This is a genomic window from Paraburkholderia aspalathi (assembly GCF_900116445.1).
GTDB lineage: Bacteria > Pseudomonadota > Gammaproteobacteria > Burkholderiales > Burkholderiaceae > Paraburkholderia > Paraburkholderia aspalathi.
In genome coordinates, this window is record NZ_FPBH01000007.1 from 187,779 (window position 1) to 209,117 (window position 21,339).

General features: G+C 61.4%; 17 protein-coding genes and 2 pseudogenes. 4 read left to right on the plus strand and 15 right to left on the minus strand.

Going from position 1 to position 21,339, the window contains the following annotated elements; genetic code table 11:
- Positions 1 to 3 precede the first annotated feature (3 nt).
- Genes BM438_RS13960 through BM438_RS13970 form a run of 3 tightly spaced genes read left to right on the plus strand, consistent with a single transcriptional unit; the run spans position 4 to position 2,824 of the window.
- Positions 4 to 1,086: a formylglycine-generating enzyme family protein gene (locus tag BM438_RS13960; protein WP_093634820.1), complete on the plus strand. Its 1,083-nt coding sequence runs from the start codon at positions 4 to 6 to the stop codon at positions 1,084 to 1,086.
- Positions 1,080 to 1,877: a MetQ/NlpA family lipoprotein gene (locus BM438_RS13965; protein WP_093634923.1), complete on the plus strand. Its 798-nt coding sequence runs from the start codon at positions 1,080 to 1,082 to the stop codon at positions 1,875 to 1,877. Before BM438_RS13960 ends, BM438_RS13965 begins: the two co-directional genes overlap by 7 nt.
- Entirely contained in the window at positions 1,871 to 2,824 is a 954-nt protein-coding gene (locus BM438_RS13970) for a hypothetical protein (RefSeq protein WP_093634821.1), read from the plus strand. Before BM438_RS13965 ends, BM438_RS13970 begins: the two co-directional genes overlap by 7 nt.
- Here BM438_RS13970 and BM438_RS13975 read toward each other — a convergent pair.
- The 13 genes and pseudogenes from BM438_RS13975 to BM438_RS14035 all read right to left on the minus strand — a co-directional run bounded on the left by BM438_RS13975 (position 2,821) and on the right by BM438_RS14035 (position 17,077).
- Positions 2,821 to 4,059, minus strand: a complete 1,239-nt coding sequence (locus BM438_RS13975) for an HlyD/EmrA/EmrK family protein (RefSeq protein ID WP_093634822.1) — start codon at positions 4,057 to 4,059, stop codon at positions 2,821 to 2,823. The genes BM438_RS13970 and BM438_RS13975 overlap by 4 nt on opposite strands.
- On the minus strand, positions 4,060 to 5,604 hold the full coding sequence (locus tag BM438_RS13980) for an efflux transporter outer membrane subunit (protein WP_093634823.1): 1,545 nt from the start codon (positions 5,602 to 5,604) through the stop codon (positions 4,060 to 4,062).
- A gap of 134 nt (positions 5,605 to 5,738) precedes the next feature.
- A pseudogene (locus tag BM438_RS13985) lies at positions 5,739 to 6,635 on the minus strand (glycosyltransferase family 2 protein); the annotation flags it as partial.
- A 10-nt stretch (positions 6,636 to 6,645) separates the two neighbouring features.
- Complete coding sequence (locus BM438_RS13990; RefSeq protein ID WP_093634924.1) at positions 6,646 to 8,157, minus strand: DHA2 family efflux MFS transporter permease subunit; 1,512 nt, start codon at positions 8,155 to 8,157, stop codon at positions 6,646 to 6,648.
- Between the two features lie 98 nt (positions 8,158 to 8,255).
- The gene (locus BM438_RS13995) at positions 8,256 to 9,581 is read right to left on the minus strand and encodes a glycosyltransferase (RefSeq protein ID WP_093634825.1); all 1,326 of its coding nucleotides are present in this window, start codon (positions 9,579 to 9,581) and stop codon (positions 8,256 to 8,258) included.
- A gap of 9 nt (positions 9,582 to 9,590) precedes the next feature.
- Complete coding sequence (locus BM438_RS14000; protein WP_093634826.1) at positions 9,591 to 10,160, minus strand: methyltransferase family protein; 570 nt, start codon at positions 10,158 to 10,160, stop codon at positions 9,591 to 9,593.
- 131 nt (positions 10,161 to 10,291) lie between these two features.
- Positions 10,292 to 11,128, minus strand: a pseudogene (locus tag BM438_RS14005) (alpha/beta fold hydrolase); the annotation flags it as partial.
- 489 nt (positions 11,129 to 11,617) lie between these two features.
- The gene (gene cls, locus BM438_RS14010; protein ID WP_093634828.1) at positions 11,618 to 12,880 is read right to left on the minus strand and encodes a cardiolipin synthase; all 1,263 of its coding nucleotides are present in this window, start codon (positions 12,878 to 12,880) and stop codon (positions 11,618 to 11,620) included.
- Between the two features lie 302 nt (positions 12,881 to 13,182).
- Positions 13,183 to 13,668, minus strand: coding sequence for a hypothetical protein (locus BM438_RS14015; RefSeq protein ID WP_093634829.1), 486 nt, complete (start codon positions 13,666 to 13,668; stop codon positions 13,183 to 13,185).
- 22 nt (positions 13,669 to 13,690) lie between these two features.
- Positions 13,691 to 14,488, minus strand: a complete 798-nt coding sequence (locus BM438_RS14020) for an H-NS family nucleoid-associated regulatory protein (RefSeq protein ID WP_093634830.1) — start codon at positions 14,486 to 14,488, stop codon at positions 13,691 to 13,693.
- A 179-nt stretch (positions 14,489 to 14,667) separates the two neighbouring features.
- A complete protein-coding gene (locus tag BM438_RS14025) occupies positions 14,668 to 15,006 on the minus strand; it encodes a hypothetical protein (protein WP_093634831.1) in 339 nt (112 codons plus the stop codon).
- Between the two features lie 298 nt (positions 15,007 to 15,304).
- Positions 15,305 to 16,378, minus strand: coding sequence for a DUF6765 family protein (locus tag BM438_RS14030; protein WP_093634832.1), 1,074 nt, complete (start codon positions 16,376 to 16,378; stop codon positions 15,305 to 15,307).
- 351 nt (positions 16,379 to 16,729) lie between these two features.
- Entirely contained in the window at positions 16,730 to 17,077 is a 348-nt protein-coding gene (locus BM438_RS14035) for an FKBP-type peptidyl-prolyl cis-trans isomerase (protein WP_233465191.1), read from the minus strand.
- 269 nt (positions 17,078 to 17,346) lie between these two features.
- Here BM438_RS14035 and BM438_RS14040 point away from each other — a divergent pair, with 269 nt between their 5' ends.
- Positions 17,347 to 18,636: an NRAMP family divalent metal transporter gene (locus BM438_RS14040; RefSeq protein WP_093634833.1), complete on the plus strand. Its 1,290-nt coding sequence runs from the start codon at positions 17,347 to 17,349 to the stop codon at positions 18,634 to 18,636.
- Between the two features lie 76 nt (positions 18,637 to 18,712).
- Here the strand turns inward: BM438_RS14040 and BM438_RS14045 are convergent, their stop codons facing one another.
- Both BM438_RS14045 and BM438_RS45505 read right to left on the minus strand, forming a co-directional pair.
- Positions 18,713 to 19,579: a carbon-nitrogen hydrolase family protein gene (locus BM438_RS14045; RefSeq protein WP_093634834.1), complete on the minus strand. Its 867-nt coding sequence runs from the start codon at positions 19,577 to 19,579 to the stop codon at positions 18,713 to 18,715.
- A gap of 237 nt (positions 19,580 to 19,816) precedes the next feature.
- Positions 19,817 to 20,563, minus strand: coding sequence for a hypothetical protein (locus tag BM438_RS45505; protein ID WP_167378390.1), 747 nt, complete (start codon positions 20,561 to 20,563; stop codon positions 19,817 to 19,819).
- Positions 20,564 to 21,339: the final 776 nt, after the last annotated feature.

Consider the following 21,339-nt stretch of genomic DNA (forward strand, 5'->3'; position numbering starts at 1 on the left):
GCCATGTCCGTCCGATTCAAACTGAAAAGCACCGCGGCGTTGTACGGCGCCTATGCCGCAATCGCCACGGTCGCTTTTACCGCGGCCTTTACCGCCGCGATGGCCGCCTCGGCGGCATTGAGCGGCGGGAAGCAGAGCGCATTCGACGAACTGAACCGCTCGCGCACTTTAGTGGCGCTCGGTTCCGAACAGCAATGCGAGCGCTATGCCGGCCTGCCTTCGCGCTGGCGCGACGATCCGAAAGCCGGCATGGTGCATCTGCATGGCGGCAACTTCGTCTTCGGCAGCAAACTCGGGTATGAAGACGAGCGCCCTGCCGGCGACGGCCAAACCCACGTCGCCGGCTTCTGGATCGACCAGACCGATGTGACGAATGCGCAGTTCGCCGCATTCGTGAAAGCCACGGGTTACGTCAGCGATTCGGAGCGCCAGGGCGGCGCTGTGGTTTTTCATACGCCGACGCGCGAAGAAATGAACGCGCGCGATCTGGCGTGGTGGACGTGGGTCAAGGGCGCCGCGTGGAATCATCCGACGGGGCCCGGCAGCAATCTCGATGGCCGCATGAACCAGCCGGTGACGATGGTCACGCAGGCTGACGCGCTGGCCTACGCGCGTTGGCTCGGCCGCGATCTGCCGACCGAAGCCGAGTGGGAGTATGCGGGCAAAGCCGGCCACGAAGGCGCGGATCTCGACACTGCACCACGCGACCAACGCGGCAAGCCAAGTGCGAATTATTGGCAAGGCGTGTTTCCCGTGCTGAACACCAATGAGGATGGTCACATTGGCCTCGCGCCGGTCGGCTGCTATGCGGCGAATGACTTCAAGCTCTACGACATGATCGGCAACGCATGGGAATGGACGAGAGACGTCTACAGCGGCCCGCATCAGTCGCACACCAATGGCGATACCGCGGCAGTCGCACCTGCAAGCCGCAAACACGACACGCCGATGGTCATCAAAGGCGGCTCGTTCCTGTGTTCGCGCGACTATTGCGTACGCTATCGGGCGGCGTCCCGCGAACAGCAGGAAGCGGATTTGCCGGCCTCGCATATCGGTTTTCGTACAGTCTTGAGGGATGCATCGTGAAGCCACGCGCGTTCATCACAGCGGCGCTGCTGATTGCGGCTTCGTGGGTCCATCCTGCGCACGCCGTCGCATCGCAGGTCGTCAAGATCGGCGTCACCGCCGGTGCCCACGCGCAGATCATGGACGAAGTACGGCGTATTGCCGCCACGCAAGGCCTTACGCTCGACGTCGTCGTCTTCGACAAGCCCGATGGTATCGACGCCGCGCTCGCCGCAAAACAGATCGATGCTGCAAGCTTCGAAGACGGGCCGAGCCTCGCAGCGCAGCGCAAACAACACGGCTACGCCTTGACGAGCGTCGCGACCACCGTCACATTTCCGATCGCGCTGTATTCGCGCAAATTGACGAACCTCGGCCAGTTGCAGCGAGGCGCGACCATTGCGATTCCCGACGACCGTGAAGGCACCGCGCGCGCCTTGATCCTGCTGCAAAATTTCACGCTGCTGACCTTCAAGGACAGCGCCGGTTTGCATGCCACGCTTGCCGACATCACGAGCAACCGCTTGAACCTGAAAATCCGCCAGGTGCCGCATGCTCGCCTGTTCGACAGCTTGAACAGCGTGGCCTTCGCTGTGATCGATAGCAGCGATGCGGCACGCGTCGGTCTTTACCCCGCACGCGATAGCCTCGGTCTCGAAGACGCGCGCTCGCCCTATGCCAACGTGCTGACCGTGCGCGACGGCGACCGCACTGAACCGTGGGTCGCGCAACTGATCGGCGCCTATCACTCACCCGAGGTCGCGCATTTCATCCTGACGCACTATCAGGACTCGGTACGCCGGCCATGGTGAGCACGTTTTCGTTCGCGTGCTCGGCGTGCGGAAAATGTTGCAACAGTCCGCCAGCGATGTCGTTGCCGGAACTGTTCCGACATCGAGATCGGTTCATCGGCTGCATTGCGATTGGGCGAGTGCCCCGCAAGCGATTGGGTGAAAAGCTTCGGGTCGGCAAATACGAAACCGTACTCGACGAGACTGGCGTCGCCGCCTTCGACGCCAGCGCGGATACGCTGCTGCATCGCGCGGGCGACACGTTCAGCCTCACGACGCAGGGTTACGACTACCCTTCTCTTGCACGCTGCCCGGCGCTGGAAGAGGATGGACGCTGCGCGATTCACTTCGACGGCAAACCGCTCACGTGCGAAGTAGTCCCGCTCGATCCACTCGTGCCGGATGCGTTGCAACACCTGGTATTGGCTGGACGCAATCAGATTGCCGCCTATCTCGGCACCGATTGTATTCAGGAAGGCGACCGCGCTGACGGCAAGTTGATGGTCGCAGAAGGCCGCATTGAAGACGAGGCCGCGAGAGATGCACTCGCACGCCGCCGTGAGTCACTCGCAACCGAAAGTAAGGTATGGGGCAAGGCCGTATTCGAAGCGCTGCGCAAAGAGCTATTCGAGTCGCCCGCCGCGTTGGCGCGCATTCCCGCGGGCGGGTTTCTGAGCATTTCCATCGTGCCGGCGCTATTGGCTGTAGCAGGTGTTTCAGCACGCTGCCGCCAGTTGTCCCTCGACTATATCGACAGCCAGCTCGCTTTGATCGAACGCTCCATTGCACAAGCGCTGCTACGCCGCCGGCTGGATGACCGGCCGATTACGCAGGAATTGCGAGCATTTGCCGGCGCTTATCAACGCGCGAAAACAATTCTTGCCGTACCTGTCCGCCCAGGTGACGAGAGCGGCAATCCGTCTCAAGTATCGGAGGTCGAAGCGTATCTCAGCGGCGCAGATTGCTAGTCAGCAGCACCACCACGGTCACTATTGTCCCGGATGATTTGTGCGATCAGCGCATCCGCATCGCGCGAAACGTTATCGTGAACGCGGGTACTCTGCGCGGCCGCCGGCGTATCGTTGCCGATCAGATGACCGCTGCGCACATGCGTATCCACCGACACCTGCATCGACAGGCCGAGCCGCAACGGATGCGCCGCGAGTTCGGCCGGGTCGAGCGAAATCACGATTGGCACGCGCTGCACGACCTTGATCCAGTTACCGGCGGCGTTCTGCGACGGCAGCATCGAAAACGCACTACCCGTGCCAGCCGAAAAGCCCTCCACGTGCCCCTGATACACCACTTGCGAGCCGTACACATCCGATACGATGCGCACCGGCTGCCCCACGCGCATGCTGCGAATCTGGCCTTCCTTGAAATTCGCCTCGACCCACAGACGCTCGAGCGGAATGATCGACATGAGTGCGAGCCCCGGCCCGACCTGCTGGCCGATCTGCACCGAACGCTGTCCGACCGTACCGTCGACGGGAGAAACGACCGTGGTGCGTTGCAGATTCCGGTAAGCAAGCCGCAATTGCGCCGCAGCTTGCAAAACCGGCGGGCTGGCTTCGACCGGGAATTTACCGCCGAGCGCGCGGGCGGCGTCGAGCTGGACTTGCGCCGAGGCGAGATTCGCTTGCGCGACTGCTACTGCTTCGCGGGCGCGCGCCAACTCTTCCGGCGACACGACTTCCACTGACGCATGATCGCGCGCCGCCAGCGCACGCTGCGCCAATGCGAGTTCGGCGCGGCGCGCGTCGATCGATTGAACGTAGAGCTTGCGCGAGATCGTCGCGTTGGCCACTTGTCGCACGGCGAGCGTCAGCTGCGCTTTAGCCTGCGCGAACGCGGCGGCCGCTTCGGCGTCGTCGAGTTTCACGAGCGGCTGGCCTGCGCGGACCTGCCGTGTGTTCTCCACCAGAATATCGGTGACCGTGCCTGGTATCTGCGCCGCGATCTGCACGATGTTGCCGGCCACGTAGGCATCGTCGGTCTCTTCGAAGAAGCGCGCGCTTAAGCCCCAGTACGTCAGCCACGCCATACCGGCGAGCGCCGCCACGCCGAAGAAAACGGCAAAGCGCCGCCGGCGCGCCGCCCGTTTCGCATCGTGCGCGTCGCTCGTTATGCCTGCCGCGTTTGCCGGGTTTGCCTGCTCCTCGGTCCAGCCCGCGGCATGTTGTGCCTGTTTATCGTTGTGCATTCAATCGAAGTGCGTATCCGTGATGCGTGCGTGAGAAGGAAAGGTGGTCTGATAGTGAGAAATCGGTGCGCCCGCCACCTTGCGTACGTCAAAGCCGCCACCGAGCGCGCCGACCAGCGCAACCTGCAGCATTCTGCGGCGGCCCTGCAAATCCACTTGCTGCGCGCGTTCGTCGAGCAAGGACAGGTCGGCCAGCGTCACGTCCTTCTGCATGCCGATACCGCGGCGATGCCGCTCTTCAGCAATTGCGACGATATGCGAGGCCGCTTCCACGGCGCGCGTCTGCTCGGTCGCGAGCGTATCGACCGTGCGCAAGGACGTCAGTTGACGCGCGACCTCGCCGAGCGCCTCGTCGACAGTCTTGTTGTAGAGGCCGACCGCAGCGTCAACGTTGGCGTAATCGCCGCCTAATTGCGCGTGCAAACGGGTCCGGTCGAAAATCGGCAGGGAGATCGCCGGTCCCACCGAGCCGGTCAACGCCGCGCGTGAGAAAAGCGCGCCGGGCGTCAATGCTGTCAGCCCGGCAAACGCCACTAGATTCACGTCGGGATAGAACTGGGCTCGTGTGGCATCGGTGTTGGCGAGCGCTGCTTCGGCCCGCAAACGCGCCGCCACGATGTCGGGCCGGCGGCCCAGCAGATCGACCGGCAATTGCGCAGGCATCGGCGCATCGGCCGCCGCGGCCAGTTGCGGACGATGAAGCGACAAACCCCGCTCTGCGCCGCGTCCCGTCAACACGCCGATCTGCAACTCAGTCAGCTTGATGCGCTCGTCGTTGAGCGCCTGCTGTGAGGCGAGCCGGCTTCGCTTGAGTGTGGCGTCCGCCGAGTCGTACGCGTTATCGATGCCGCGCGCGCCACGCTCTCGCAAGACCGCATCGACCTTATCCGCGGCCTGTTGCTTCTGCAGCAGAATGTCCTGCATCGCGAAGGCGCGGTCGAGTTCACAGTAGAGCGTCACGAGCGCGACCGTCAGCGTTAGCCGCGCCTGCTCGGCATCGATTCGCGCGGCGTCGCGCGTGGAGAGCAGACTGCCGGTCAGCGCGGCATTCTTGCCCCACAGGTCGAGTTGGTAGCTCAGGCCCGCGAACAACGCGGCCGGCGACACCACCGGATCATTGAACAACTGCACCGGAATCTGCTGGCCGCCGACAGATACGTTAGCCACGTCGTTCGGCTGCGGTAAGCGGGCCTTGCTCACTGTCGCGCCCGCCGTGCCGGTGAGGCCGGTGAGCGAAGCAAACTGTTCGAGTTGCGCCTGCGCGGCGCCCACCCTCGCCTTGGCGATCTGCAGGTCGGGATTGTTTTGCAAGGCTTCAGCGGTCACCTCATCCAGTTGCGGATCGCGGTAACGCTTGACCCAATCAGGCGCGGGCCACGCCCCGTTCGCGCCTGGCCCGATGGTCTGCGAAAGTGCATCGGTGGATGGCTTGATCGGTTTGACGTTCGCTTGCAGGCCCGCGTCGCTCACGCAACCGCTCAGCGCTGCTGCAATCAGCAGCGGCGGCAGCAGCAACGGCAACGTGCGTGGCTTGGGGAATTGCATAGACCGTCTCATGAGTGCCGGGTAAGGGACATTGCAGGTTCTCCTGCTACCGGCGTATTCGTCTCGCCAAGCCTCGCCGGGCTAGTCGCATTAACCAGATTCGCGGTCCTGGCAACTTTGGCCGCGAGTCGCGGACGCGTGCGCTCAAGCGGCCCCATTCGTCCGAAGAATCCATCGAATAGACCCAGTGCTATCGCATTGAGCTTGGCCAGCTTGTCCTTTTCAAGCAGCGCAATCTGCACGATTTGCCAGAGCGTCAGCACGTTCGGTACGATGGCGACCGGCAGGCGCATTCCATACTGCAGCGCAAGCTGCATTGCGTTTCGCGCGCTGTAATAGCGGCGGAAACCGGGGTGATTCATCGTCGTCAATTCCAGAGAACCCAGCTTGTGGCGCCGCCGTGAGCCGATCCGATGCAGCAGTACAAGTGACGGCACCACGTACACCGGTACATTACGCAGCAACGCACGCAGGCAGTATTCGGTGTCGACGTGGTCGATAAAAAGCGTTTCATCGAAGCGGCCGAGCCGCGCGAACGCCTCGCGTGAAATCACACAGCCGGACGAAATCAGAAACGCGCAGCGTTGCATCGCGGCGTCGGCGTGTATCGACAGCCGCTCCACCGCCAGACCGCTCGTCGCGAGTTCGGGCAGGAAGCGTTGATCGTTTTCATCGAAGACGCGCGGGCCCGCTAAAAATGCCCGGCCACTCATCGACGTGCACCGGTCGCGCATCACCGCGAAGTAAGCGTCTGGCGCCTCGGAATCCTGGTCGAACAGCGCGACTGCATCCGCGCCTGCGTCGAACAGCGCGCTCAGGCCGCAATTGAAGGCGCCGGCAATGCCGTTGCGATTACCGTGATGCAGCAACGCAACGCCCGCCTCGCCCAACACCATCGCGGCGCGCGCGTCCGGCAACGGCGAGTTGTCGACTACCAGCAGGCGGTCGCACGCCGAACGCATCGCCACCGCGCGCGCGAGCTGCTCTTCACTCGGATGAAACAGGATGATCAATGCGCCCAGGATCGTCATTCGAAGTTCCTCAGTGACCTAAAGCCATCGCCGCGCCGCGCTTCGGACGCGTGAGCCACATCATCGCGGCGAGCACGAGGCAGGTGATGCTTGCCATGTAGAACATGTCGCCGGTCGCCATCATGTAGGCCTGTTGCTGCACGACGTGATGCAAGGTGGCGAGTTCGCGCGCGCCGTCGATGCCCATGCCGTGCAGACCCTGAACGAAGCGCTGCGTATTGCCGGACGATTTCGTCACGGACTGCGCGACGACGTCGTAGTGATATAGCGCGCGGTTATCCCATAGCGTGACGCTCATCGCCGTGCCGAACGCCGCCGACAGCGTGCGCAAAAAATTCGACAGACTCGAGGCCGCGGCAAGCTTGTCGTCGGACACGCGCGAGAGCGTTGCAGCGGTCAACGGAATGAAGAAGCACGGCAAGCCGATGCCCTGAATCAGACCCGGCGTGATGATTTGCGTGAAGGTCATGGTCAGCGTGAAATGCGCATCCCACCACAGCACGCCCGCGAACACGAGAAAGCCGAAAGTCGCGAGCACGCGCGCGTCGAAGCGGGCCGCATAAATGCCGACCAGAATCGAGAACACCAGCGCGAGCACGCCAAGCGGTGCGGTGGCGAGGCCGGCCTGGTACGCGGTGTAGCCCATCACAGCCTGCAGCCAGAGCGGAAAGATCACGCCGACTACCGAGAAGCTCATCATGCCGAGCGAAATGATCAACACGCAGAACGAAAACGTGCGATCGCGGAACAGGCTCAGATCGATTACCGGATGCCGTTCGCCCGCCTCCCAGATCAACAGCGACACGATCGCCAGGCCGGCGACGATCGCGAGCGTCAGGATCAACGGCGAATCGAACCAGCCGCGGTCGTGACCGAGATCCAGCACCGTCTGCAGCGAGCCGACGCCGACGACCAGCAAGATAATGCCGGGCAGATCGATCGGCACTGCCTTGCCAACGGGTGCATCGCGGCGCAGCAGCGTCATGCACACCGCAAACGAAAAGATGCCGATCGGCAGATTGATGAGGAAGATCCACGGCCACGAAAAGTTGTCGATGATCCAGCCACCCACCACCGGGCCGAAGATCGGCGCGAGCAGCACCGTCATCGCCCACAGCGCGAGTGCCACGACGCGTTTATCCGGTGGGAAGGTCCGTAGCAGGATCGTTTGGGAGAGCGGTACCATCGGCCCGGAGAAAAGCCCCTGCAATGCCCGGCATACAACCAGAAGATGAAAGTCGCCTGCTATGCCGCATAGCAGCGACGTCAACGTGAAAAAGATCACCGCGCCGAGAAACAGCCGTGTTTCGCCGACCCGCCTCGAGAGCCAGCCCGTCAAGGGCACGGCGATGGCGGCGGCCACGGAGTACGAGCTGATCACCCATGTGCCCTGGCTGTTGGACACGCCGAGGCCGCCGGAAATCGCCGGTACCGCAACGTTGGTTACCGTCGAATCCAGGACTTCGATAAACGTGGCCAGCGACAGCGCGAACGTCAGCAAGGCAAGCCGGGCACCGCGCATGCCGGGTGCACTGCGCTCGCCGGCGGGGCCAAGGCCGGAGCCGACGCCGTGCGCCTCGTCAGCCGACGCAGCGTGCTTCGGCAATGGCGTGGCGGCGCTCATGGGCTATGCCCGCTGTCTGCGAGTGCCGGGATAGACGCGCGGCCGACAGTTTGCGCGCGCACGCCGGCGGGCACGAAACCTTCGATATACCGTGCGGCTGCCTCGCAGCCATCCAGCGACGACGCAAGCCGGTCCTGCACGCGTCCGCACTGCGTCGCGATCGACGGGCTGCCGAGCACATGCTTCAACGCACGCGCAAGCGCCTGCGGCTCCAGTGGCTTATCGAGCCGAACGCCGCAACCGCTCACGACGACACGCTGCGCGTTATCGAACTGATCGTGCGCGAACGGCGTCACCACTTGCGGAATGCCGGCAGCATACGCGAGCGCCGCGGTGCCGATGCCGCCGTGATGCACCAGCGCCCGGCAGCGCGGCAACAGCTTTTGCAGCGGTACGTAACGCCGCTTGAGCAGCATGCCCTGTGCGTCTGTCTGCGCATCTGTTTGGGCGGCGGGCGCATCCGGCGTCAAAAGAATCCCGCGCAGCCCGCTTTCCGCCAGCGCCGCGCTCACTGCATCCGTGTAGCGCGCCTGATCGATCAAGGTCGAACCCGCGGTGAAAACCACCGGCCGCTCGCCCGCGGCGAGAAAGGCTTCGAGTTGGGGATCGGGCGCCTGCACGCCCGTGTCGTTGAACAGCGGAAAACCACTGAGGCAACGCGGCGACGGCCAATCCGGCTGAGCTTGCGCGAACCAGTCAGGAAAGAGACACAGCACACCATCGGTCGAATGCAGCCACTCGCCGAAAATGCGGCGCGCCGGTGCGAGCCCCAGTTCCACGCGCAACGCGTTCAATGCGGGGCCGCAGATCTTGTCGAGTACGTGGCGCTCGATCAGTCGCAGCAGCGCCGTTTTTAGAGCCAATGGCAAGCCGCGCGGAATGGTCAACCGTGGATGGGTAGGCGGCGCATGCGCGGAGAGCAGCGTCGACGGCGAGACCTGCACCGATACGAACGGCACCCGATACAGCTCCTGCATCAACCGCGCGGAAAAAGCCCACAACGTGCCGACCAGCACGGTGTCGCTATCGGTCAACGCAGCCAGCGTATCGAAATGCGGACGCAGCGTAGGCGCTATCACCGCCCATAGCGTGCGGAATGACGTACGCGGATGCCATAGCGCCGGGTTAGCCATCGCCGCTTCATATTCGGCGGCGGTGCCGATCGGTACGAATGCGAAACCCTGGCGCGAGGCGGCCTCCGCGAACGGCGGATGCGTGCAGAAGACGATCTCGTGACCGCGCGCGGCCAATGCCGCGCCGATGCCGAGCAAAGGATGCACGTCGCCCGCCGAGCCGATCGCGGTGATGATGACTTTCGCCATTCAGGTCGCTCAGAAGAGACCGGGAATCAGCGCGGCGACGTCGCGGCGATACTGCGAATACGCACGGCCGAAGTGACCCGTCAGCCAACTCTCCTCGACCCGGACCTTGTACGCCAGCGAGGCGAAAATCAGCACTAGCCCAGCCACGCCACGCCATTGCGCGCCGATCAGCACAGCACCGAGAAGCGCCAGCAGGCATCCGGTATAGATCGGATGACGAACCAGTCCATAGGGTCCGCTGCGCACCAGCTCGTGGTCTTCCTTCAGCGTGACCGAGACGCTCCAGTTGGTGCCGAGATGCAGCCGCGCCCACACGGAAAACGCAAGTCCAGCTAACAGCACGGCCAGGCCCACCAGCTGCAGCGGCCCGATCGCATGCGGATCGAAGGACAACGCCGCTGTGTTGAAGTCCGGCAGGATGATCAGTGCGCCTCCGCCGATCAACGGAATCGACTGCAACGTGCGCGACAGAGACGCCTCCTTGCGCGCGGTTTCCTTGACGCGGTTCGACGTCGCGATCCAATACAGCAGCCACAGCGTCCACGGTACGACGATAGCGATGCTCTGAGCGATATTCATGGTGTTTCGACCTGTTGGAACGAGTGATCGGCGGTGGCTTGCAACGCGACGTTCGCGATGGCGGGTTGTTGCACCGGCATGGCGGACGTGCGGGCGGCGAACGTGTCGAAACCATCGAGCCCACGGGCTGGCGCCTGGACCCGCGCGGCGCCGAAGTAATCGAAAATGGCCGTCCGAACCTGGCGCAGTGCGGCCCGCCCTTCGAGATCGAGGAAATGCCCGGCCTGCTCGATCGTGAGAAACTCGGCGCGCTTCAGATGCGCGCTAAGCGAGCGGGCGTCCTCAGGCGTGGTGTAGTCGTCGAGCTCGCCGTTGAGGAATTTCAGGCCGCACTCGATGTTGCGGAACTCGTGCAGGTAGTCCTCTGGACGGATGGCCAGAATCTGGTCGACGTGAAAGGCCACCTGGTCCTGCTCATCGCGTGGCAGCGTGGAGAGGTAGCGGTAGTTATAGAGCTTCATGATGCGCGGCAGATGCTGCCCAACGGTATCGTTGAGCAGTTGCGCGGCCTTCAGATTTTCGCCGGCGGCGATGTGGTCGCGCGCCGCGGTCACATACGCGGTCATCGCTGCGTTGAGCCGCGGCGAGAACGACGCAATCACCGCGCGCCTCACGCTTGTGCGCGCCCGCGAGAGCGCCAGCAGCGACGCCACTCCGCCCCACGACACCGATAACAGGAAGCTCGGCTCGAATAAGCCTATTAGATGCAGCAGAATGTCGACTTCATCGTCTTTTGTCAGAACGAAGTCGCACACGTTATGCGTTTTCGATTGACCCGCATAAGGTAAATCGAAACAAATTGGGTTATAGCGTTCGCCGAGGTATTTGATTGTCTGTCCGAACGACGCCGTGGTGGCCAGCGCGCCGTTGATCAGAATGACACTCTCGAAGGCCGGATCGAATACGTGACGTTCAACGTAGACTTTCAGGCCCGCCGGTAGCGGAACAAGGAGTTTTTCGATGGGCATGGCGTATTCGCATGCACTTGCGCAACGCAAATGCGTACCGATACCGCGCCCGCGCTCGCGGACGCCTTGCGGCCGTACTACCGGGGATCAGGCCCATGCGATTTGCCTTTACGTACCATTACGTATCTTTACGCCGGCAAATCCGATCCGCGACGACCGCTGCTGCACCGAAAACACGTACCACTCGACGTGATACCTGCCGGCTCTTCGTGACGCGCGCCTGAACTCAGGTCCGCTTCAATCGAGCGTTCGATGCCTCGTAATATATTTATATGTAATTTCGAATGCGTTGCTTCAATCTCTACAGCACGCCATTCGTTGCTGTCACTCTGCCCTCACTGCGTGAAGACTTCATGTCAATATACGATGTCGGAAAGCTTTTTAACATGTTTCAAAAATAAAAGCTAAAAAAAGTCATTGAGCATATGTTCGAAATGGGCGGGAAAATGTTATTGAAAGGAAACAGCAGCGCGTTGCGCAGTCATCGCATCACAGCTGCGTATCCAGCAGCGACGCAAACTTCTCGATCAGCTTCTCCGGAAACGGCCGTCGCAGCCACGCGTCGAGTGTGACCTGGTGCGACTGTCTGATGTCGTCTGCGAAGGTTGCGGTTTGCTGCTTCGCGAAGTCGTGGTCGTAGATATTCAGGTTCGCTTCGTCGTTGAGTTTGAACGAGCGGCTATCGAAATTGGTGGAGCCGACCGAGACCAGGTACTCGTCCACCACCAGCAACTTGCAATGAAACATGGTCGGCTGATACTCGAACATCTCGACACCCGCTCGCAGCAAGTTGCCCCAACAGGCACGCGACGCTTCGCGCACGGTATGGGTGTCGATACGTTTTCCGGGCGTGAGGATCTGCACTTTCACACCGCGCTTTGCCGCCTCGACGATCGCATTGATCGTCAGCTTGTCCGGTACAAAGTAGGCACTCGCCAGATGAATAGAGCGGGTTGCCGCGGTGATCGCCATCAGATACATCAACTGCATGTCATCGCTGCCGCCTGAAGGCGAACTGCTGAACATATGCGCGAGGCCGTCACCAACGCCCTCGACTTCCGGAAAGTAGTCGGGCCCATGCAGCACATTGCCGGTCGCTTTAACCCAGTTGTCCATGAACACGGCCTGCATGTGGCCAACCACCGGGCCGGCCACACGAAAATGAGTATCGCGCCAATGTTTTTCGTCTTGTGCGTGGCCGGTCCACTCCGGTGCAATGCCCACGCCGCCGGTAAAGCCGATGTGTCCGTCAATCACCAGCAGCTTGCGGTGAGTGCGATCGTTCATTCGCCCGAGACCGGTCCAATGCGGCTTGTGATACTGGATCACTTCCGCGCCCGCATCTTGAAGCATGTTCAGATAACGCTTATCCATTTTCGACGAGCCCACCCAATCGAGCAGTACATGCACGGCGACGCCTTCGCGTGCTTTGTCCGCCAGTGCGCTGGCGATCTGCTCGCCTATCTCGCCGGACCAGTAAATGAAGGTTTCAAACGTGATGGTTTTACTTGCGGAGCGGATGCCTTCGAGCATCGACGGAAAGATATGTTCGCCGTTCAGCAACATCTCGAAGCGGTTTCCGGACAGTACGGGCGGCCCGAGCAGCAGGCCCATTGAACGGAGAAACTGCGGGTCGTCACTCGTATAAAGCCGTTCGATCTTGTGTTCGATCTTCTTTTCGCCACTCGACAGATTGGCAATCACCAATATGATGACGAGCGTGACAAAGGCGGTAATGGGAATCGTCAGCATGCGTGGCCTCGATGCTAATCGGCAGGACGCGGCGGGCAAGCACCCTGCAGTTCGTGGTTTGCCGTTTGGCGGGCACGCCGGGACCTTAAGCCCGGGTTCTTACTACCTGGGCAGGACGCATTGCGCGTGCCCGTTGCCAGGACCGTGTTTTGCTACATAGTGTGCCGATTGACTGGAGGGGCAGGCATTGGAACGCCCGAACGCTGCGCGAGGCGAGCGTTCAGGCGATGGGACAGACTGGAAAGAGGTCGCGTCACCCAGCGGCAATGAACGCCAACAAGCAGCAATAACCGCCAGGAAGATTAGCGGACCAGCGAGAAGGCTTCCCGCCAGGCGATCTCACCCGCGCCATACACGCCGACCACCGTATAGTCCGACGCCACGCATTCGAACGTCGCACCCTGAAACGTGATGACGAAATGGCGCTGCAAAGGACCAGGCGACGTAACGGCCGAAATCTCAGCGGCCAACGACGAATTCATGACTTCATGAACCGAGTACCCACTGAGTCCTTGCGACGCGAGAGGATGTATCTCGAGATCGCCGTCACCGGGCGGCCCAAGACGATGAAACACGGCGTCGGGAAATAGCACCGTGCAAAATGGATCATCGTCGGAATCGAATGGTCCGAATCGTTCGAAGTCGGATTCAGCAATCGGATAAGCCAGAATCACCCGGCGGTCGCTGGCGACAATGAATGGTTCGGCGGCGTCGGCTGCCGGGTGAGGAACGGAATCCAGCAGGACGACATGGTCCTCCTGCTGGGGTACTTCGAGCATGCTGGTCATCTACTTCGCGACTCCGTTGCGCTCACGCGCCGGCTTGCACTGACGAGGTTTGCGGCGCTGCGGCGGCGCTCGTCGCGCCGGCTTTGCCTCTACCACCCGCTTTGCGGCCTGGCGCTTTTCTGGCCGTTGCCGTTTTCTTCACAGCAGCCTTCTTTACCGCGGCTTTCTTTGCAGCGGGCTTAGCCGTGCTTTTCTTTGCCGCAGCTTTCTTAGTGGCCGCGGTACCTTTCTTCGCCACTGCCTTTTTCGCCGTCACGACTTTTTTTGCGGCGACATTGCTGGCAGCCGAGGCGCCATCGATCAGAAATTTGGTGCGGTCCTTGACCGTGGCGAGCCATGCCGGCGCCGGCCCGCGTCCACTCCAGGTCGCTCCAGTTTTCGGATTGAGGTACTTGGGCGGCTGTGCGCCTTTAGGCTGACCTTTACTTTTGCCTTTGGCCTGAGTAACCGCTGCCTTTGCCGCGGACTTCTGTTCGCTTGCGCCTTCAATCAGGAATTGAGCCCGGTCTTTCACGGCGGCAATCCAGGCCGGTGCACGCCCGTGACCTGTCCATGTCGCGCCCGTTTTATGGTCGCGGTACTTCGGCAGCGACTTACCTGCGCCAGCGGCTTTTGCTTTGCCACCTGCAGCATGGCCATTCAAGCCGCGCGCGGCGCGTCTCGCCTTTGCCTTTGCTTCGATATCTGCGGTAGTGAGACCGTGCTTGAGCATCAGCTCGCGAATCTGGTCGACCGCAACTTGTGCTTTCCTGGCAATAAGGACGTCAGCTTGCGCCTGGAGCTTCTTAAGCTTTGCTTGGATTTGCTCTAACGTGGGCATTTGATTGCTCCTTATGTGGTAATCGATCGAACTATGCCATGAATAGCGCGAGAAAGGCAGATCTATGCAACTATAAAGGCATCAGGTTTACACGGGAATGCATCCCGTGGAGTACGAACCTTTCGAGCTCACTACTCGATAACCGCATTCCTTAACCTTTCCAATTGCCGGCCAGTCACTCAAATAGGAGTAAAAACGACAACCTGGCGGTCAGCGATATACCTCACACTGCGCATGAACCGGTACTGCTGATCGTCGGCAGTTATCCGGTTGAGTCCCAACTGCGTCAATGCAAGCATCTCGTCGGCCTGGAAGGCGGCCACTACACCGTGATCAGTCAAATCCTCCAACGTGCCGGACGGATTGCCGACATAGATACTGCGCACCTGCGTGCCGATCCGCATCAGAACCACGCTTTCTCCCTCGTCGAGCGCCAGTTCGAGATAGGTGGCAAGCGTTCGTAATGAATCCGGCGTGCAAGCCTGGGCCTGATAGATTGCAGCATTCGATGGCGTCATTTCTGTTTCCCCGTCACCTATGTCAAGAGAAGCCGGCCGCCGTGCAATGCGGCAATAGCCGCTTCTACTATAGGCAAGCATCCGGAGATTCAAAGGGCGGCAGTTCATTTTTTTGCCGGTAAGCCCACGTTACCAATCTCGCAGCGCTGTTTCATCTATGATTGACGCGCACGCGAGCGGCGCGAACGCCGCGAATGGTGTGAACATGAATGGCGTCGCGCGCAATGGCGCGAGCACGAATGGCATGAATGCGGCCGCTGGGGCGGCTATTGAAATAACGCGCAAAAGCGCCCTCTTTTCAGGCGATCCGCAATCCGTGAGCCGGCAGAATCTCCTGCGTAATCACAAAACGGTGCTCTTTGACGGCGTCGTGAAAGCGCCGGTAATCACTTTTCTCAAAGATGTCGCTCCACCGGGGGCGGTCCCCGCTATCGTCGTCGGACTGCAAACCGGTGGCCTTATATTTCCAGGAGCCGAGCCCCTTGGCCACATAGTCCGGAACCGACTCCGACAGGCCTGGAATGACATCGGTTTTCACCGCTTCGCAAATGGTCTGCAGGCGCTTGTTGTCGTCCAGATTCCGATTGGTGTCGAGAAGCTTCGTGAGTGCGGTTTTGACATCTTCCGGCAGGCCTGGCTGGGATTCAAAATCTTCCCGTCCCGCGACATAGCCGCGCACCGCACGGCAAGTCATCTCGGCCGCCTGCATGAACTCCGGCAGATTGTGCCTGTCGACGCGCTCATTTCTACCGTCGGTGTAATGCCATTTTGCCCACGGCTGATCGGGATAGTGCAAAGCGGCCCCATGACCGACAGGCAGTGCAAGCGTCAGCACATCTTCCTCGACGTGTTCGACCAGATGCCGGGTTGCGCGGGTAAGACGGGCAAGCCAGCTTTCCTTCGTGCAATCTTCCGCCTCCAGCATATGAACGCGATTCATCGGGCTTTCGATACCGGCGAAGCCCTGGTGGGCCCACGTATCGACGTACGCGTGAAGCGTCACACCCAGGCGGTGCAATGCCGTATCGGTGCCCCGCTGCCGGATCGCCCGGCGCACCACCTCGCGAGCAACTGCGCTATCCGGCCGGCACACCGCCTTCTCTTCGAGCGTATCCCCCACGCCGGCAGGCAGAAAATGAAATGGCGTCCACACCAGACGATTCTGGTCGTCTTCCGTATTGGTGTAATCGAATAGCTTGTGCGCCGTAGCAAAGCGCTCGAATGTCTCGCCGCCGGCAAAACGCAGTATTCCTGAAGTGGTCGCGTCGTCGACGTACTGGCAGGCATGGGCCACCGTGAGCGCCTCGGCGGCCGCCATCCCGCCGATACGGGCGACGATATAGACCACCCCGTAGTGAAAGTCGATATTCATGGAAAGCGCTCCTGACGCGCGGCAAACGACGGCTAGATTTTCCGGAATGCGCAAAGCGGCGATTGCAGTGTCGCTGCACGCGCAGAGGGTAAACGACCGAGTGCAACAGGACTTAAAAAAGAATGCCACTACTTTTAGGGGAACACATACGCCACGCCCGCCGACCGAAGCGAGAACTTCTTTCCTTTCAGGAAATCCCGTTGATCGTGAATACGTCAGGTTCGATCACCGCGAGAGCGGCGCGGTTTTTATCACAGATAGATTTCAGTGGGCAAATGCAGTGCCCTGAAAAAGAAAAACCCCGCTTCGATCTCCGGAGCGGGGTTCAGTCTCAGCGCACTTCGCGCGGTATTACTTGACGATACCTACGAGTTCGACTTCAAACGTCAGGTCGCTATTCGGGGGAATCGGGCCGACTCCGCGCTCGCCATAGGCCGTGGCCGACGGGCAGGTCAGCTTGGCCTTCTCGCCGACCTTCATCTTTTGCACGCCTTGCGTCCAGCACGGAATCACGCGATTGAGCGGGAAGGTTGCCGGACCGCCATGCTTCGCCGAGCTATCGAACTCGGTGCCGTTTGCGAGCGTGCCGCGATAGTTGACCTTGACGACATCGTCTGCGGCCGGCTGGGCGCCCGTGCCCTGCGTAAGATGTTCAACGATGACGCCGGAAGGCAGTTTCTCAGTGGTGGAAGCGGCCATCGCCGTCGAAGAAAGAACAGCCGCGGCGACCAAAGCAACGATAGATTTCAAAGCGAGTCTCCAGGTGGGTAATGCGTGTCATTGTAGCGGATGACATGTTGCAGGCCGTTAACCGCCGATACTGGGCAATCACAGACGCAAAGGCAGTTGAGCGGCAGAGTCCGTGGCACAGAGAATGCTACTTCCTGACGAGCGGCACGTAGGGTCGCCCCGGCGCGCACGCGCGCTTTGCAAGCGACTCAATACGGTTCCTTTCGCAGGCGGATGCCATGACTACTGAAAACCTGGAACCGGAACTTGCCGTCGAAGATATCGCCGAACGCGCCTGGATGAAGAGGCTCGGTCCCGGCCTGATTACCGGCGCCGCGGACGACGATCCGAGCGGCATCGCCACCTATTCGCAGGCCGGCGCGCAATTCGGCTTTGGATTGCTATGGACGTTGCTGATCACCTACCCGCTGATGGTGTCGATACAACTTGTCAGTGCCCGCATGGGACGGGTGACGGGCAGCGGACTCGCAACCAATTTGCGCCGCCACTACCCCGCTCCGCTTTTGTATCTCGCGGTACTGGTGCTGCTCGCGGCGAACACCATCAATATCGCGGCCGATCTCGCGGCAATGGGCGCCGCCGCAAAACTGGTGATCGGCGGCCCGGTCCAACTCTACGTCGCGTTGTTCGGCACGGCCTCCCTGCTGATGCAGGTATTCATTCCCTACGAACGCTACGCGAGCATTCTGAAATGGCTGACACTCACGTTGTTCGCTTACGTCGCCATCATCTTCGTGATTCCGATTGATTGGAAAGCAGTCGGACTGAGCATCGTGAAACCGCCGGTTCAACTGTCCGGCGGTTATCTGACGACCGTGGTCGCGGTACTCGGGACGACCATCAGCCCGTATCTCTTCTTCTGGCAGGCATCGCAGGAAGTCGAGGAGATCCGCTCGAATCCCGCGCAGCAATCGCTTTTGCGCGCACCGATGCAGGCGGCCGCACAACTGAAGCGAATCAACATGGACACGTGGGTCGGCATGGCCGTTTCGAACGGCGTGGCGTTTTTCATCATGCTTACTGCCGCCGCCACGCTACACGCGCATCACGTCGAAGTGAAAACCACCGCCGATGCCGCCAGTGCGCTCAAGCCGATTGCCGGCAACCTGGCGTTTGCGCTGTTTAGCCTCGGCATTATCGGCACGGGTCTGCTGGCGTTGCCGGTGCTGGCGGGTTCGGCCGCCTACGCGGCTGCGGGCACGATGAAATGGCGCAATAGTCTGGCGTTACAGGTACGTCTGGCGAAGCAGTTTTATGGCGTGGTCGCGGTGGCGATTCTCGGTGGTATCGCGCTCACATTCATGCGGCTCGACCCGATCAAAGCGCTGTATTGGAGCGCGGTAATCAACGGCGTCGCAGCCGTTCCGATCATGGTGCTCGTGATGGTGATGGCGGCCAGCCCCAAGGTGATGGGCCAGTTCGTCGTGACCGGCTGGTTGCGCTGGCTCGGCTGGATCGCTACCGCAGCAATGGGGCTCGCTGCGGCCGGCATGTTCTGGCCGGGATGATTGCTCGCGTGAACTTATTCGACGTCCAGGCCGAGTGACGGTAACGGCACGCTTTGTGATCTTGCCGCGCGTGCGGTTAATCCAGACGATGCACTACGTACTCACCCGCTGTCTCAGCGACGTGCGCCTTGAAGTCCGCGAGCATTGTTTCGCGCTCTCGGACATCGGCCAGCACAGTTGGATCGAGTAGCGCGGTAATCACTTCCTCGCGATCGCGGCTCGCTTCCGTCACGACGTCGCCATACGGGCCCCAGATCGCGCTCGCGCCGCACGTTTCCCAGCCGCCTGTAGTGCCGACGTGATTCGACAAGAGCACGTACAGGGTGTTGTCAAAAGCACGCGCGGGAAACCAGATGCGCGACTGATGATAGCCAGTCTTCACGCTAAAGAGCGCGCTCACCAGGTAAGCGTGCGCGCCGTTTACAGCGGCGTTGCGCGCGTGCTCAGGAAAACCGGAGTCGTAGCACACGCCGAGCGCGAGCCGCCAGCCGTCGATCTCAAGCATGCAGCCTTGCAAGCCGGCCTGATAGATCTTTGTCTCGCCGCTGTAGAGATGCTGCTTGTGATACGACTCGATCAGCTCGCCTGCGCGGTTGAACACTAGCGACGAAATATGAAGGCCGTCCACGTTGCGTATGCCGCGTGTCGCCGCACCGACGATTACGGCGATCTCGCGCTCGCGGCAAACTTCGCGAATCGGTTCGAGCCGCGCGTCGTGTTCGTCGAAGGCGTATTTCGCGGGGTCGCCGGCAATCAGGTCAGGTTCGTAGCCGCTTAGGAATTTCTCGGGGAAGACCACTAGTTTCGCGCCGCGGTCGGCGGCGATGTTGATCAGTTCGACCGTTCTGGCGATGTTCGCCGTGACGTCGCCGGACACCGGTTGCGCTTGCGCCGCCGCAATTCGCAATGGTGCTTGCGGCAGCGAGACCTGTTTGTTGTTCAACGCAGACTCCGTTTTGCGCAATGCGCAACGTTGTAAATGGACTGATGCGGTGTGGCCGCCGGGGGTTGGCTTTGGCGTTTTATGCGGTGAGCGTGACCCGGTATTTAATCATGGACGGCACTTTATCAGGCGGAGGTTGTTTGCGTTTTCGTGGGTCGCGTCGGGGGGATGTTTTTCGAACTTAAGAAGGCGGGTGATTGAAGCGGCGCGAGCGGCCGTTTGTCGGCCGCCCGCGCGCTAAGGATTGCACGATGCATTAGTGGCCGTTTCCGTGGCCGCCGCCGTAACCGCCACCATGGCCGCCACCGAAGCCTCCACCGAAACCCCCGCCATGGCCCTGGCCGCTGCTGCCTTTGCCGCCGTCGCCTTTGCCACTGTTGCCGTGGCCACCGTCGCCCTTGCCACCGTCTCCATGGCCACCGTTGCCATGACCTCCATCGCCGTGGCCACCGTCGCCGTGGCCACCGTCACCTTTGCCACCATCTCCATGGCCACCGCTTCCATGACCGCCGTCGCCGTGACCGCCATCGCCATGGCCACCGCTGCCATGACCACCGTCACCATGACCGCCATCGCCGTGGCCGCCATCACCATGGCCACCGCTGCCATGACCGCCATCGCCATGACCTCCATCGCCGTGGCCACCGTCGCCATGGCCGCCATCTCCATGACCACCGTCACCATGACCACCGCTGCCATGACCGCCATCGCCATGACCTCCATCTCCATGACCACCGTCACCATGACCGCCGTCGCCATGGCCGCCATCTCCATGACCACCGCCACCATGACCGCCGTCGCCGTGGCCACCGTCGCCGTGACCGCCGTCGCCATTTCCGCCCGTCCCACCACCGCCTGTTCCACCTCCGCCTGTTCCACCTCCGCCTGTTCCACCTCCGCCTGTTCCACCACCGCCCGTCCCACCACCGCCCGTCCCACCACCGCCCGTCCCACCACCGCCTGTTCCACCACCGCCTGTTCCACCACCGCCCGTCCCACCTCCGCCCGTCCCACCACTACCCGTCCCACCCTTCCCCCCACTACCGCTCCCCGCACTTCCGGCACCGAGTCCCACCGCGCCGGACGTCGAGCCGCCTCCGCTACCGTTAGCGCCCGCTCCAGTCGATGAAGTCCCGCTGCCATCGCTGCTCTGCGAGCCCGACGCCGATGCAGACCCCAGCCCCGCAGCCGCAGCCACCCCACTTCCACCAAACGCTCGCAATCCACCATCGTCCTTCTTGCAGCCGAGCGTATCGAATAACGGACAATCAATCGGCAATGCTTGCGCAACCATCAGCTTCGCCGAACTTGCGGACGGCGCAGCAGGTGCAGTCGGGTTCGTTTGAGCACCCGCAATCGCCGCATAAAGACTCACAGCAACCGCCAATACCGCTTTGCTTGTCCCCAACGTCCGCGTGTCCCCGTTTTGCTTTTTCATTTCATTCTCCTAACCATATAAATCGAAAGACAGATTCAGATAACGAGTGAATCTCTGTTCGCTGTTAAAAATGAAACTTCAAAGCCCGGTCGACATTGCCAGGCACCGCACGAAAAGCGCGCGACGCCCGGCATCTCATCCGCAGATAATCCCGGTCCGATTTGACGTGATCCGGAAGAAGCGACTAGCTGTGCGCGAACAAAGGCTTGAAAAGAACACAGCAGGGGCCCGATGGACATTGAAGTTATGCGGAGCGCCATCCGATGACCGTGCGCTACCCCACGCAATGCGAAATTGCTGGCCTGTTTCCGATTAATTGCGC

What these genes read in the sequence shown, in the direction of transcription:
- BM438_RS13960 (WP_093634820.1), top strand. Translation starts at nt 4, where the DNA reads ATGTCCGTCCGATTCAAACTGAAAAGCACCGCGGCGTTGTACGGCGCC.
- BM438_RS13970 (WP_093634821.1), top strand. Translation starts at nt 1,871, where the DNA reads ATGGTGAGCACGTTTTCGTTCGCGTGCTCGGCGTGCGGAAAATGTTGC.
- BM438_RS13975 (WP_093634822.1), bottom strand. Translation starts at nt 4,059, where the DNA reads ATGCACAACGATAAACAGGCACAACATGCCGCGGGCTGGACCGAGGAG.
- BM438_RS13980 (WP_093634823.1), bottom strand. Translation starts at nt 5,604, where the DNA reads ATGCAATTCCCCAAGCCACGCACGTTGCCGTTGCTGCTGCCGCCGCTG.
- BM438_RS13990 (WP_093634924.1), bottom strand. Translation starts at nt 8,157, where the DNA reads ATGCGCGGTGCCCGGCTTGCCTTGCTGACGTTCGCGCTGTCGCTGGCC.
- BM438_RS13995 (WP_093634825.1), bottom strand. Translation starts at nt 9,581, where the DNA reads ATGGCGAAAGTCATCATCACCGCGATCGGCTCGGCGGGCGACGTGCAT.
- BM438_RS14000 (WP_093634826.1), bottom strand. Translation starts at nt 10,160, where the DNA reads ATGAATATCGCTCAGAGCATCGCTATCGTCGTACCGTGGACGCTGTGG.
- cls (WP_093634828.1), bottom strand. Translation starts at nt 12,880, where the DNA reads ATGCTGACGATTCCCATTACCGCCTTTGTCACGCTCGTCATCATATTG.
- BM438_RS14015 (WP_093634829.1), bottom strand. Translation starts at nt 13,668, where the DNA reads ATGACCAGCATGCTCGAAGTACCCCAGCAGGAGGACCATGTCGTCCTG.
- BM438_RS14020 (WP_093634830.1), bottom strand. Translation starts at nt 14,488, where the DNA reads ATGCCCACGTTAGAGCAAATCCAAGCAAAGCTTAAGAAGCTCCAGGCG.
- BM438_RS14025 (WP_093634831.1), bottom strand. Translation starts at nt 15,006, where the DNA reads ATGACGCCATCGAATGCTGCAATCTATCAGGCCCAGGCTTGCACGCCG.
- BM438_RS14030 (WP_093634832.1), bottom strand. Translation starts at nt 16,378, where the DNA reads ATGAATATCGACTTTCACTACGGGGTGGTCTATATCGTCGCCCGTATC.
- BM438_RS14035 (WP_233465191.1), bottom strand. Translation starts at nt 17,077, where the DNA reads ATGGCCGCTTCCACCACTGAGAAACTGCCTTCCGGCGTCATCGTTGAA.
- BM438_RS14040 (WP_093634833.1), top strand. Translation starts at nt 17,347, where the DNA reads ATGACTACTGAAAACCTGGAACCGGAACTTGCCGTCGAAGATATCGCC.